Consider the following 12506-nt stretch of genomic DNA (forward strand, 5'->3'; position numbering starts at 1 on the left):
GTTGGATCAGCCGAATTTCTGATCCAGCCAGCGTTCCAGCCAGTGGATCGAGTAGTTGCCCGACTGGATGTCGGGTTCGTCCAGAAGCGCGCGGAACAGCGGCATGGTCGTGTCCACACCGTCCACGATCATCTCGCCCAGGGCACGGTCCAGACGGGCCAGCGCCTCGCGGCGGTCGCGGCCATGGACGATCAGCTTGCCGATCAGGCTGTCATAATAGGGCGGGATCGAATAGCCCTGATACAGCGCCGAATCGATCCGGACACCCAGACCGCCGGGGGCGTGATACTGGCTGATCTTGCCGGGGCAGGGAGAGAAGTTCGGCACCTTCTCGGCATTGATCCGCACCTCGATCGCGTGGCCGCTGATCGTCAGGTTGTCCTGCTGGAATTCCATTTCCTCGCCCGCCGCGACAAGGATCTGCTGACGCACCAGATCGACGCCGAAGATGGCTTCGGTGACGGGGTGTTCCACCTGCAGACGGGTGTTCATCTCGATGAAGTAGAACTCGCCATCCTCATACAGGAACTCGATCGTGCCGGCACCGGCATAGCCGATCTTGGCGACGGCATCGGCGCAGGTCTTGCCGATGCGGGCGCGTTCCTCGGGGCTGATCGCGGGGCCGGGGGCCTCTTCCAGCACCTTCTGATGACGGCGCTGCAGCGAACAGTCGCGTTCGCCCAGATGCACGGCGCGGCCCTTGCCGTCGCCAAAGACCTGAATTTCGATATGGCGGGGCTTTTGCAGGTATTTCTCGATATAGACATCGGGATTGCCGAACGCGGCCTTGGCCTCGGCGCGGGCGGTGCGGAATGCGACCTCCAGCCCCTTTTCGTCCTGCGCGACCTTCATGCCGCGCCCGCCGCCGCCTGCGGTGGCCTTGATGATGACGGGATAGCCGATCTGGCCCGCGACGCGCTTGGCCTCATCGACATCGTTCACGCCGCCATCGCTGCCCGGAACGCAGGGCACGCCAAGGTTCTTCATCGTGTCCTTGGCGGTGATCTTGTCGCCCATGATGCGGATATGTTCCGCACGCGGGCCGATGAAGGTCAGGTCGTGATCCTCGACCATCTGCACGAAGGCCGCGTTTTCCGACAGAAAGCCGTAGCCCGGATGGATCGCCTGGGCGCCGGTGATCTCGCAGGCCGAGATGATGGCGGGCATGGACAGATAGCTGGCAGACGAGGGCGCGGGCCCGATGCAGACCGATTCATCGGCCATGCGGACATGCATCGCATCCGCGTCGGCGGTGGAATGGACCGCGACCGAGGCGATGCCCATTTCCCGGCAGGCGCGGATCACGCGCAGCGCGATCTCGCCCCGGTTGGCGATCAGGATCTTGTCGAACATGGGCGCCTCACTCGACGACCATCAGGGGGGCGCCGAACTCGACCGGGCTGCCGTCATCGACCAGAATGCGCTTGACCGTCCCTGCGCGGGGCGCGGGGATGTGGTTCATCGTCTTCATGGCCTCGACGATCAGCAGTGTCTCGCCCTCGGCGACCTTCTGGCCGATCTGCACGAAAGGTGCCGCGCCGGGTTCGGCGGCCAGATAGACGGTGCCGACCATGGGCGAGGTGACCGCGCCGGGCAGGCTGGCCGGATCTTCATTCGCGGCCGGGGCCGCAGGAGCCGCGGCTGCCGGTGCGGCGGCAGGTGCCGCCGGTGCGGGCAGGGCCGCAGGGGCCGGTGCCGCGTGGGTCACGATCTGCTTGCCGTGTTTCGAAAGGCTCACGGTCAGGCGGTCATGTTCGCCATATTCGCGCTTGACCGAAATCTCGCTGAGCGCGCTTTCGTTCAGCAATTCGGCCAAGGCCTGAATGAAAGAGACGTCGCCATCGTGTAGCTTGTCGTTCTTGGGTGCGTTGCTCATGCCGTCCTCTGCCGTGTTTTCTGTCTGCCTGCGGGAAATGCGGCGGTTGCGCCGCTTATAGCCTTTGATAAGGACCAAGGAAAAGCCCCCGCCTTTCCGACGGGGGAAACTGCGGAAATTTCTGCGTGATCTGCCTAGCCCTTGCGCGCCGTTTTCTCGGCGATGCCCGATACGCCCTCGCGGCGGGTCAGCTCCGCCTCGATATCGGCCAATGTCAGATCGCGGGCTGCCAGCATGACCAGCAGATGATACAGCACATCCGCGGCCTCGCTGGTCAGGCGATCGCGATCGCCCTTGGCGGCCTCGATGATCGCCTCGATCGCTTCTTCGCCGAATTTCTCGGCGCATTTCTCGGGGCCCTTGGCCAGCAGCTTTGCGGTCCAGCTGCTGTCGGGATCGGCGGATTTGCGGGCCTCGATCGTGTCGGCCAGCCGGGTCAGCGCGCTCATGTCAGCCTCATGGGGATGCCGGCTGCGGCCATATGGGCCTTGGCCTCGGCGATGGTGTGGGTGCCGAAATGGAAGATCGAGGCCGCCAGAACGGCGCTTGCGTGGCCCTGGGTGACGCCCTCGACAAGGTGGTCCAGATTGCCGACGCCGCCCGATGCGATGACGGGGATATTGACCGCATCCGCGATGGCGCGGGTCAGGGGCAGGTTGAACCCGGCGCGTGTGCCGTCGCGATCCATGCTGGTCAACAGGATCTCGCCCGCGCCCTTTGCTTCGACGATGCGTGCGAATTCCACCGCGTCGATGCCGGTTGCCTTGCGCCCGCCATGGGTGAAGATTTCCCAGCGTCCCTCAGCCACGGTCTTGGCGTCGATTGCGGTCACGATGCACTGGCTGCCAAAGCGGTCCGCGGCGGCGGCCACGACGTCGGGATCGGCGACGGCGGCGGAATTGAAGCTGACCTTGTCGGCCCCGGCCAACAGCAATGCGCGCACGTCTTCATGCGTGCGCACACCGCCGCCGACCGTCAGCGGCACGAAGCATTGTTCCGCAGTGCGGGTCACCAGATCGAACATGGTGCCACGATTTTCATGGGTCGCGTGGATGTCGAGAAAGCAGATCTCGTCCGCGCCGGCGGCGTCATAGGCGCGGGCGGCCTCGACCGGGTCGCCGGCATCGATCAGGTCGACAAAGTTGACGCCCTTGACCACACGGCCATCGGCGACATCGAGACAGGGGATGATCCGGGTCTTTAGCATGGGCTGCTTTTAGCGCGGCTTTCGGTGGCGGGGAAGGGGGCTCTGCCCCCAGCCCCTGCCGACCCCTCAATGGGGTCGGCAGGGGCTTCCCCCGGGATATTTCGACACAGAAGATGCGGGATGGCGTGGCCGCGGACTCAGCGCAGCGCCGCCAGCGCTTCCGAGAGGTTCAGCGCCCCATCGTAGAGGGCGCGGCCCGAGATGGCGCCGGCGATGATCTTGGTGCGTTCCAAAGCGTGCAGGTCCGTCATCGAGGAGACTCCGCCCGATGCGATGACCGGAATGTTGACCGCGCGGGCAAGGTTTTCCGTGGCGCTGATATTGGGCCCCTGCATTGCGCCATCCCGGTCGATATCGGTGTAGATGATCGCGGCGACACCGGCGTCTTCGAAACGACGGGCGAGGTCGGTCGCGTTCACGTCGGTTTCGGTGGCCCAGCCGCGTGTTGCGACCAGGCCGTTGCGCGCGTCGATACCCACTGCGATGCGACCGGGGAACGCCTGCGCGGCCTCGCGGACGAGATCGGGGTTTTCCACGGCGACGGTGCCCAGGATGACGCGGCTGAGCCCGCGGTCGATCCAGCTTTCGATGGTGGCCATGTCGCGGATGCCGCCGCCCAGCTGGGCGGGGATGTCGGTGGCGGCAAGGATCGCCTCGACCGCGCCGGCATTGACCGGTCTGCCCGCGAAGGCGCCGTTCAGGTCCACGAGGTGCAGCCATTCGGCACCGGCGTCCTGAAAGGCGCGGGCCTGCGCCGCGGGGTCGGTGCCGAAGACGGTCGCCGCCTCCATGTCGCCGCGCAGAAGTCGCACGCAATTGCCGTCTTTCAGGTCGATGGCGGGATAGAGGATCATCTGTGGCCCCAGTTTTGCCGAAATTTCGCCTCCATTGCCATGTTGTGGGGCCAAGGGGAAGGGGCGGACCTCACGTCATTCTTGCCTGCCGGGTCGTCGGCAGCGCAGGATTTCCCCATCACATGCGTGGAGGAGAAAGCATGCGGAAGGCCATTTTCACCGCCCTGTTCCTGCTGGGTGGCGCGACCGTCGCCAGCGCCGACCCGATCGAGGGGCTGTGGCAGACCCAGCCCGATGAAGGGGCGTTCGCCCATGTCCAGATCGCGCCCTGCGGCGGCGCGTTTTGCGGGACCATCGTGCGGACCTTCAAGGGCAACAGCGAATATCAATCGCCCAATGTCGGGCGTCAGATCGTGATCGACATGGCGCCGAAGGGGGGCGGGGCCTATCAGGGCAAGGTTCTGCGTCCGGCCAACAACAAGATCTACAATGGCAAGGCCAGCGTGTCCGGCAAGCAGATGAGCCTGTCGGGATGTGTCGCAGGCGGCTTGCTGTGCAAAAGTCAGAACTGGGTCAAGGTCAACTGATCCGAGGGGGGCGGGCCGGTCAAGGCCCGCCTGCCTGCTATGTCCGCCACTGCGATACGCAGGGGATCTTGCTGCGATCGCAGCGTTCGGCATATTTGCGTGCCACGTCCTGCACCTCGGCCAACAGCCCGTCCTGCAGCTTGATCGGCTCCAGTCCCAGTCCCAGAAAACGGTCATTGGCGACATGCAGGTCGTTTTCATCCGCCTCGTTGCGCGGGTTCTGAAGAAACGCGATTTCTGCATCGGTCTGGTCGGCGATCATCTTTGCCAGATCGCGGACGCGATGCGTTTCCGTCATCTGGTTCAGGATGCTGACCCGGTCGCCCTGTGCGGGCGGGTTTGCCAGCGCCAGTTCGATACAGCGGCAGGTGTCCTGGATATGGATGAAGGCGCGGGTCTGGCCGCCGGTGCCATGCACCGTCATCGGATAGCCGATGGCCGCCTGCATCAGGAACCGGTTCAGCACCGTGCCGTAATCGCCGTCATAGTCGAAGCGGTTGATCAGGCGGGGATCCAGCCGGGTTTCCTGGGTCTGGGTGCCCCAGACGATGCCCTGATGCAGGTCGGTGATCCTGACGCCATCATTCTTGTTGTAGTAAAAGAAGAACAGCTGATCCTGCGTCTTGGTCATGTGGTAGATGCTGCCGGGATTGGCCGGATACAGGATGTCCTGTCGATGGGGGCCGTTCTCGGTTTCGACCTGCACGTTCAGATAGCCTTCGGGGATCTTCATTCCGGCGGTGCCATAGCCATAGACGCCCATCGTGCCCAGATGCAGCAGGTGGATGTCTTGACCGCTTTCGACGATGGCGGCCAGCACGTCATTGGTGGCGTTCAGGTTGTTGCTGACGGTATAGCGTTTGTGCCAGCTGGATTTCATCGAATAGGGCGCGGCGCGCTGTTCGGCGAAATGGATGATCGCGTCGGGCTGTTCCTGTTGCAGCAGCGTCAGCAGGCGGTGGTAGTGTTCGCCTACGGTGAAATTCTCGACCCGGATGGTCCTGCCCGACACCTCCTGCCAGGCGCGGATCCGTTCGCCCAGAGGGCGGATCGGAGTGAGGCTTTCGACCTCAAGCTCGACGTCGATCTTGCGGCGCGACAGGTTGTCGACGATGATGATGTCATGGCCCCGCGCCGAAAGGTGCAGCGCGGTGGGCCAACCGCAAAATCCGTCTCCGCCCAGAACGATGATCTTCATGAGATTGCCTTCGTAAGGTCGTGCGTTGTCGACCGATTTGTAGAACGGCAATCCGGGCGATGCCAACCGCTGCAATCGCGGTGACACGGAACTGTTGCAATGCCTGCCCGACAGGGGTCGGGCAGGCGGAAAACGGCCTAGCCGCGCGGGTCGATCAGACGGGCCAACACCGCATCGCGGGTGATCACGCCGCCGCCCTGAACCGGCAGGGCGGGGCGGTCCGCCAGAAGCTCCATCACCTCGCGCACGGGCATGTCGCCGGGGACCGCATCGCCCTGCGCCTCGCCGGGCTGGGCGACATCGGCGGCGGTCAGCACGCCAAGCGGGTTCATATGAGCGACGAAATCGGCCACGTAATCATTGACCGGGTTCGAGATGATCTCGCGCGCGGTGCCGATCTGGACGATGCGTCCCCCTTCCATCAGGGCGATTCGATTACCCAGCTTGAACGCCTCATCAAGGTCATGGCTGACAAAGATGATCGTGCGGCGGGTCTTTTCCTGCAGTTCCAGCAATTCGTCCTGCAGACGGGCGCGGATCAGCGGGTCCAGTGCGCTGAACGGTTCGTCCATCAGCAGGATCGGCGCATCGGTGGCAAAGGCGCGGGCAAGCCCGACGCGTTGCTGCATGCCGCCGGACAATTCACCGACCTTGCGTTCGGCCCATTCCGCCAGACCGACGGTTTCCAGTTGCTGATCGACCTTGTCCTTGCGCTGGCGGGCAGACAGGCCTGCCAGTTCCAGGCCAAGGCCGACATTTTCACGGACGGTGCGCCAGGGCAGCAGGCCGAACTGCTGAAACACCATGGCGACGTGACGCAGGCGGATATCGCGCAATGCGCGGCCCCTGGCCTCGGTGACCGAGATCATCTTGTCGCCGTCCCAGACGCGGACATCGCCCCGACAGACATCGTTCAGCGCATTGACCGACCGCAGCAATGTCGATTTGCCGGATCCGGACAACCCCATCAGCACCAGGATCTCGCCCTGGCGGACATTCACGCTGCAGTCGTGGACGCCCAGAACCTGACCGGTTTCTTCCTTGATCGGGCCGCGTTCCAGCCCTTCGTCCATCAGCGGCAGCGCGGTTTCGGGCTGATCGCCAAAGACGATGCAGACCCGGTCGAATTCGACAGCATTGGGGATCTGTTCACTCATTTCCGGCCCTCCATGCGCAGCATCCGGTCCAGCATGATCGCCACGATCACGATCACGAAGCCGGATTCAAATCCAAGTGCGGTATTCACGCTGTTCAGCGCCCGGACGACGGGTACGCCAAGGCCCGATGCGCCGACAAGCGCGGCGATCACCACCATCGACAGCGACAGCATGATGGTCTGGTTCAGGCCCGCCATGATCTGGGGCAGGGCGCTTGGCAGTTCCACCTTCCACAGCAATTGCCGATTGGTGGCGCCGAAGGCGCGCGCGGCCTCGACCAGCGCATCGGGGGTCGAGCTGATGCCCAGCTGCGTCAGGCGGATCGGCGCGGGCAGCACGAAGATCACGGTCGCCAGCAGGCCGGGCACCATGCCGATGCCGAAGAACACGATGGCCGGGATCAGATAGACGAAGGTCGGCAGGGTCTGCATCAGGTCCAGCACCGGCCGCATCCAGGCATAAAGGCGCGGGCGGTGGGCGGCGGCGATGCCGATGGGCACGCCGATCGCCATACAGACGATGCAGGCCGCCAGAACCAGCGTCAGCGATTGCAGCGTTTCATCCCAATAGCCCTGATTCAGCACGAACAGCAGCCCAAGCGCGATCAGCAGGCAGGGCCGCCAGTTGCGCTGCAACGCCCATGTCAGGGCAACGGCGATGGCGATGAAGATGAAAGGGTGGGGGTATTCCAGACCGGCCAGAATCGCGCCGATCAATCCGTCCATGACATCCGAGATGCCGTTGAACAACCAAGCCCCGTTGGCGTTCAGCCAGTCGAACACGGTCTTGGCGGTCTTGCCGACCGGGATCTTGTTGTCTGTGACCAGCGTTGCAAGCTGTTCCATGCGTCATTCCCTGTAACTAGCTGCGCGGGGTCGCCTTGAAGGCGTCCCCCGCGCTTTTCGGTGGTGACGTAGGCCGCGCCCGGTGTCGGGACGCGGCAGTCGTATCAGCCGTTGATCGCCTCGTTGAAGGCGGCCAGGGCGTCGTTGCCGTCGACGGTGGTCACGCCGTCCAGCCAGGGCGTCGCGGCGTCGGGATTGGCCTTCAGCCAGCCCTTGGCGGCATCCATCGGATCCTCGCCGTCGTTCAGGATCTTGCCCATCACCTCGTTTTCCATGTCCAGCGTGAATTCCAGATTTTGCAGGAATTTGCCGACATTGGTGCATTCGCTGATATAGCCTGCGCGGGTGTTGGTGCGCACTTCCGCGCCGCCCAGATCGGGGCCGAAGACATCGTCGCCGCCGGTCAGGTAGGTCATTTCGAACTGCGCGTTCATCGGGTGCGGTTCCCAGCCCAGGAACACGATGGGCGAATCGGAATTCGAGGCGCGGCTGACCTGCGCCAGCATGCCCTGTTCGCTGGATTCGACCACTTCGAACGTGCCCAGACCGAACTGGTCCCCAGCCACCATTTCCAACAGCAGGCGGTTGCCGTCATTGCCCGGCTCGATCCCGAAGATCTTGCCGTCCAGCGCGTCCTTGTTTTCGGCGATCTTCGCGAAATCGTCGATGCCCAGATCGGCGCCGGCCTTGTTGGTCGCCAGCGTATATTTCGCGCCGGTCAGGTTGGTGCGGACCGTGTCCACGGTGCCTGCTTCGGTGTAGGGGGCAATATCGGCCTGCATCGTGGGCATCCAGTTGCCCAGGAATACATCCACGTCATCGGTGGACATTGCAGTATAGGTCACCGGAACCGACAGGATCTTGGTTTCGGTGTCGTAACCCAGCGACTGCAGAACGGTCGAGGCCAGCGCCGTCGTCGCGGTGATGTCGGTCCAGCCGACATCCGAGAAAACGACCGAGTGGCATTGATCGGGTTCTGCCGCGAAGGCGGGACTTGTCAGTGCGGTGCCCAGTGCAAGGGCCGCAGCAATGCGGGGAAGGGTCATGATCGACTCCCTGTTATTGATTGACCAGTCAATTAAAGATGGGTTAGGTTCGGAAAGCAACCAAAAACTCTGATTGCGGGTGAGATGATGCCAAAACTAGGGGCCGAGCCTATCCGGAAAGCCGCGCTGATCAATGCGGCCATCTATGAAATCGGCCATGCCGGCTCTCTCGATGTGACCGTAGCACAGATTGCGCGGCGCGCGGGCATGTCGCCCGCATTGGCGCATCATTATTTCGGGTCCAAGGAACAGATGTTTCTGCAGGCGATGCGGTACATTCTGCGAATCTATGGTGATTCGGTTAAGCGGGCGTTGCCCGGCAGCGGCCCGCGCGGGCGGCTGGACGCGATCATCGAAGCCAGCTTCGCCCCGCAGAACTTTCGCCGCGACACGATCAGTGCCTGGCTGAACTTCTATGTGCTGGCGCTGACCAACCCCGAGGCCGCACGCTTGTTGCGGGTCTATCACCGCAGGCTGCATTCGAACCTGATCGTCGCCCTGCGCCCACTGACCAGCCATCCCGTCCGCACTGCCGAAACCATCGGTGCGCTGATCGACGGGGTCTATCTTCGCGCGGTCCTGAAACCCGGCGAAACCGACGCCGAAACCGCGCTGACCACCATGAGAGAATATATCGAGGAGGCTCTGGCATGAGCTTTGCTGCCCAACCCACCGCAAGCCTGTTCATCAACGGCCAGCATGTCGAAGGGCAGGGCGATGCCCTGCCGGTGATTTATCCCTATACGGGGGAAACGATCGCCACGCTGTATGAGGCAAGCACCGATCAGGTCGCCGAGGCCTGTCGCGTGGCCGCCGCCGCGCAGGCCGATTGGGCCGCGCTGGCACCCGTCGAGCGCGGTCGCGTGCTGTTGCGTGCGGCCGCCATCATCCGCGAGCGCAACGATGAGCTGTCGCGCCTGGAGACGCTGGATACGGGCAAGCCGTTACAGGAAACGCTGGTTGCCGACTGGGAATCGGGTGCGCAGGCGCTGGAATTCTTTGGCGGCCTTGCAGCCACCGTCACCGGCCAGATGATTCCGCTTGGTCAGGACTGGGCCTATACGCGGCGCGAGCCGTTGGGCGTCTGCGCGGGCATCGGCGCGTGGAATTACCCCAGCCAGATCGCATGCTGGAAGGCCGCGCCCGCGCTGGTCATGGGCAACGCGATGGTCTTCAAACCCTCCGAGGTGACGCCGCTTGGCGCGCTGAAACTGGCCGAGATCCTGATCGAGGCGGGCCTGCCCGCAGGCGTGTTCAATGTCGTGCAGGGGCGTGGCCAGGTCGGCGCGGCGCTGACTGGCGACAGCAATGTCGCCAAGATTTCGCTGACGGGGTCGGTTCCGACGGGGCGCCGCGTCTACGCCGCCGCCGCCGAGGGGATACGCCATGTCACCTTGGAACTGGGCGGCAAATCGCCGCTGATCGTCTTTGACGACGCCAATCTGGAAGACGCCGTCAGCGCCGCCATCAATGCCAATTTCTATTCCTCGGGGCAGATCTGTTCCAATGGCACGCGGGTCTTTCTGCAGGAAGGCATCCGTCAGCCGTTCCTGGATCGGCTGGCCGAACGGGTGCGCAATATCCGCATGGGCGATCCGCTGGACCCTGACACCAATCACGGCCCGATCATCACCCCCCGGCAGGCCGAAATCATCCGTGGCTTCATCGAATCGGGTCAGGCCGCAGGTGCCCAACTGGTCTGCGGCGGCGCGGGCGAGGGGGCGTTCATCCCGCCCACCGTATTCACCGATGCGACCGATGACATGGATATTGCCCGCGACGAGATTTTCGGCCCGGTGATGACCACGCTTAGCTTTTTCGAAGAAGACGAAGTGATCCGCCGCGCCAATGACACGGGCTTCGGTCTGGCGGCGGGCGTGTTCACGCAGGATCTGACCCGCGCCCATCGCGTGATCGGCAAGTTGCAGGCCGGCACCTGCTGGATCAATACCTATAACCTCACGCCGGTCGAGATGCCCTTTGGCGGGGTCAAGATGTCGGGGCTGGGCCGTGAAAATTCGGCCGCCGCGATCGAACATTATTCGCAGCTGAAATCCGTCTATGTCGGGATGGGTGGCGTCGAAGCCCCCTATTGATCCCGGCCCAGCTGGCACCTGAAAGGTTGTGACCAAATGAGCCAATCTGATTATGTGATCGTCGGCGCAGGCAGCGCCGGTTGCGCCCTTGCCTATCGCCTGACCGAGGCGGGCAAGACCGTGACCCTGATCGAATATGGCGGCAGCGATATCGGCATCTTCATCCAGATGCCGGGCGCGTTGTCCTATCCGATGAACATGCCCCGCTATGACTGGGGTTTTTCGACCGTGCCGGAAGAACATCTGGGCGGGCGCAGGCTGGTGACGCCGCGCGGCAAGGTGATCGGGGGGTCGTCCTCGATCAACGGGATGGTCTTCGTGCGGGGCAACCGCAAGGATTACGACCATTGGGAAGATTCCGGCGCGGCGGGCTGGGGCTATGCAGATGTGCTGCCTTATTTCCAGCGGATGGAAAGCTGGCATGGCGGCACTTCGGCATGGCGCGGCAGCGACGGTCCGCTGCACATCACCCGCGGCAAACGCAAGAATCCCCTGTTCAACACCTTTATCGAGGCCGGGCATCAGGCCGGCTGGCCCCGCAACGACGACTATAACGGCGAGCATCAGGAAGGCTTTGGCCCGATGGAGGCCACGATCTACAAGGGTCGCCGCTGGTCCGCCGCCAACGCCTATCTGCGTCCGGCCAAGAAGACCGGCAAGCTGACGCTGATCCGGGGCCTGGCACGGCGCGTCCTGTTCGAGGGCAAGCGTGCCGTCGGGGTCGAGATCGACCGCAAGGGCCAGATCGAACAGATCAAGGCCGGGCGCGAGGTCATCCTGGCCGCCAGTTCGATCAACACGCCCAAGCTGCTGATGCTGTCGGGGATCGGTCCGGCCCAGCATCTGCGCGACAACGGGATCGAGGTGCGTGTGGACCGGCCCGGCGTCGGGTCAAACCTGCAGGATCACCTTGAAGTCTACATGCAGTATAAATCGCTGAAGCCGGTCAGCCTGTATACCTATTACAACCTGCTGGGCAAAAGCCGGGTGGGCGTGGAATGGATCTTGCAGAAAACCGGGCTTGGGGCCTCGAACCAGTTCGAAAGCTGTGGCTTCATCCGGTCCTCGGACAAGGCCGATTACCCCGATATCCAGTATCACTTCCTGCCTCTGGCGGTGCGTTACGACGGCAAGGCCGCGGCCAAGGGGCATGGATTCCAGGCGCATGTGGGGCCGATGCGGTCGAAATCGCGGGGTACGGTGCGCCTGACCTCGAACGATCCGCTGACCGCGCCAAAGATCCATTTCAACTACATGTCCCATGACGAGGATTGGGAAGAATTTCGCGCCTGCGTCCGCCATACCCGCAAGATCTTTGGCCAGCCCGCCTTCAGCGCGTATTGCGGCGACGAAATCCAGCCCGGCGCGGATGTTCAAAGCGACGAACAGATCGACGCCTTTATCCGTGAACATGCGGAAAGCGCCTATCACCCCTGCGGTACGGCCCGCGTCGGTGCGGCGGATGATCCCGATGCCGTGGTTGATCCCGAACTGCGCGTGATCGGGGTCGAGGGTCTGCGGGTGGCCGACAGCTCGATCTTTCCGCGCATCACCAATGGAAACCTGAACGGCCCCTCGATCATGACCGGTGAAAAAGCCGCCGATCATATTCTGGGGCGCAGCATGCTGAAGGCCGATCTGGACGCGCTGAAAGGCCGTCCCTGACCTTCAAAAAAGGGCCGCGCGGGGGTGTCCGCGCG

13 protein-coding genes are annotated in these 12506 nt (G+C 63.6%); 4 read left to right on the plus strand and 9 right to left on the minus strand.

Features of this window, described 5'->3' with window-relative positions:
- Positions 1–6 precede the first annotated feature (6 nt).
- From accC to hisA, 5 genes are all read right to left on the minus strand, one after another.
- Entirely contained in the window at positions 7–1353 is a 1347-nt protein-coding gene (gene accC, locus BMX67_RS05620; protein ID WP_090733169.1) for an acetyl-CoA carboxylase biotin carboxylase subunit, read from the minus strand.
- A gap of 7 nt (positions 1354–1360) precedes the next feature.
- Entirely contained in the window at positions 1361–1876 is a 516-nt protein-coding gene (gene accB, locus BMX67_RS05625; protein WP_090733171.1) for an acetyl-CoA carboxylase biotin carboxyl carrier protein, read from the minus strand.
- A 134-nt stretch (positions 1877–2010) separates the two neighbouring features.
- Entirely contained in the window at positions 2011–2325 is a 315-nt protein-coding gene (locus BMX67_RS05630) for a phosphoribosyl-ATP diphosphatase (protein ID WP_090733173.1), read from the minus strand.
- Positions 2322–3083, minus strand: coding sequence for an imidazole glycerol phosphate synthase subunit HisF (gene hisF, locus BMX67_RS05635; RefSeq protein ID WP_090733175.1), 762 nt, complete (start codon positions 3081–3083; stop codon positions 2322–2324). Before hisF ends, BMX67_RS05630 begins: the two co-directional genes overlap by 4 nt.
- Before the next feature lie 137 nt (positions 3084–3220).
- Complete coding sequence (hisA, locus tag BMX67_RS05640; protein WP_090733176.1) at positions 3221–3937, minus strand: 1-(5-phosphoribosyl)-5-[(5-phosphoribosylamino)methylideneamino]imidazole-4-carboxamide isomerase; 717 nt, start codon at positions 3935–3937, stop codon at positions 3221–3223.
- A gap of 140 nt (positions 3938–4077) precedes the next feature.
- Here hisA and BMX67_RS05645 point away from each other — a divergent pair, with 140 nt between their 5' ends.
- Positions 4078–4464 (plus strand): DUF2147 domain-containing protein, encoded by a 387-nt coding sequence (locus BMX67_RS05645; protein WP_090733178.1) that lies wholly within the window; start codon positions 4078–4080, stop codon positions 4462–4464.
- A gap of 37 nt (positions 4465–4501) precedes the next feature.
- Here BMX67_RS05645 and BMX67_RS05650 read toward each other — a convergent pair whose 3' ends face one another.
- From BMX67_RS05650 to BMX67_RS05665, 4 genes are all read right to left on the minus strand, one after another.
- Positions 4502–5662, minus strand: coding sequence for an NAD-dependent epimerase/dehydratase family protein (locus tag BMX67_RS05650; RefSeq protein WP_090733181.1), 1161 nt, complete (start codon positions 5660–5662; stop codon positions 4502–4504).
- A gap of 137 nt (positions 5663–5799) precedes the next feature.
- Positions 5800–6819 carry a choline ABC transporter ATP-binding protein gene (gene choV / locus BMX67_RS05655; protein ID WP_090733183.1) on the minus strand — a complete coding sequence of 340 codons (1020 nt, stop codon included), beginning with the start codon at positions 6817–6819 and terminating at the stop codon, positions 5800–5802.
- Entirely contained in the window at positions 6816–7664 is an 849-nt protein-coding gene (gene choW / locus BMX67_RS05660; RefSeq protein ID WP_090733184.1) for a choline ABC transporter permease subunit, read from the minus strand. The genes choV and choW overlap by 4 nt, the downstream gene beginning before the upstream one ends.
- Before the next feature lie 104 nt (positions 7665–7768).
- On the minus strand, positions 7769–8710 hold the full coding sequence (locus BMX67_RS05665) for a choline ABC transporter substrate-binding protein (RefSeq protein ID WP_090733186.1): 942 nt from the start codon (positions 8708–8710) through the stop codon (positions 7769–7771).
- A gap of 87 nt (positions 8711–8797) precedes the next feature.
- On the opposite strand from BMX67_RS05665, the gene betI reads away from it, so the two are divergent.
- The 3 genes from betI to betA are packed head-to-tail and all read left to right on the plus strand — an operon-like array spanning position 8798 to position 12471.
- Complete coding sequence (gene betI, locus BMX67_RS05670) at positions 8798–9364, plus strand: choline-binding transcriptional repressor BetI (RefSeq protein ID WP_090733528.1); 567 nt, start codon at positions 8798–8800, stop codon at positions 9362–9364.
- On the plus strand, positions 9361–10806 hold the full coding sequence (gene betB / locus BMX67_RS05675; RefSeq protein ID WP_090733187.1) for a betaine-aldehyde dehydrogenase: 1446 nt from the start codon (positions 9361–9363) through the stop codon (positions 10804–10806). The genes betI and betB overlap by 4 nt, the downstream gene beginning before the upstream one ends.
- A gap of 36 nt (positions 10807–10842) precedes the next feature.
- On the plus strand, positions 10843–12471 hold the full coding sequence (gene betA / locus BMX67_RS05680; RefSeq protein ID WP_090733189.1) for a choline dehydrogenase: 1629 nt from the start codon (positions 10843–10845) through the stop codon (positions 12469–12471).
- Positions 12472–12506: the final 35 nt, after the last annotated feature.

Source organism: Paracoccus homiensis, from assembly GCF_900111675.1.
Lineage (GTDB): Bacteria > Pseudomonadota > Alphaproteobacteria > Rhodobacterales > Rhodobacteraceae > Paracoccus > Paracoccus homiensis.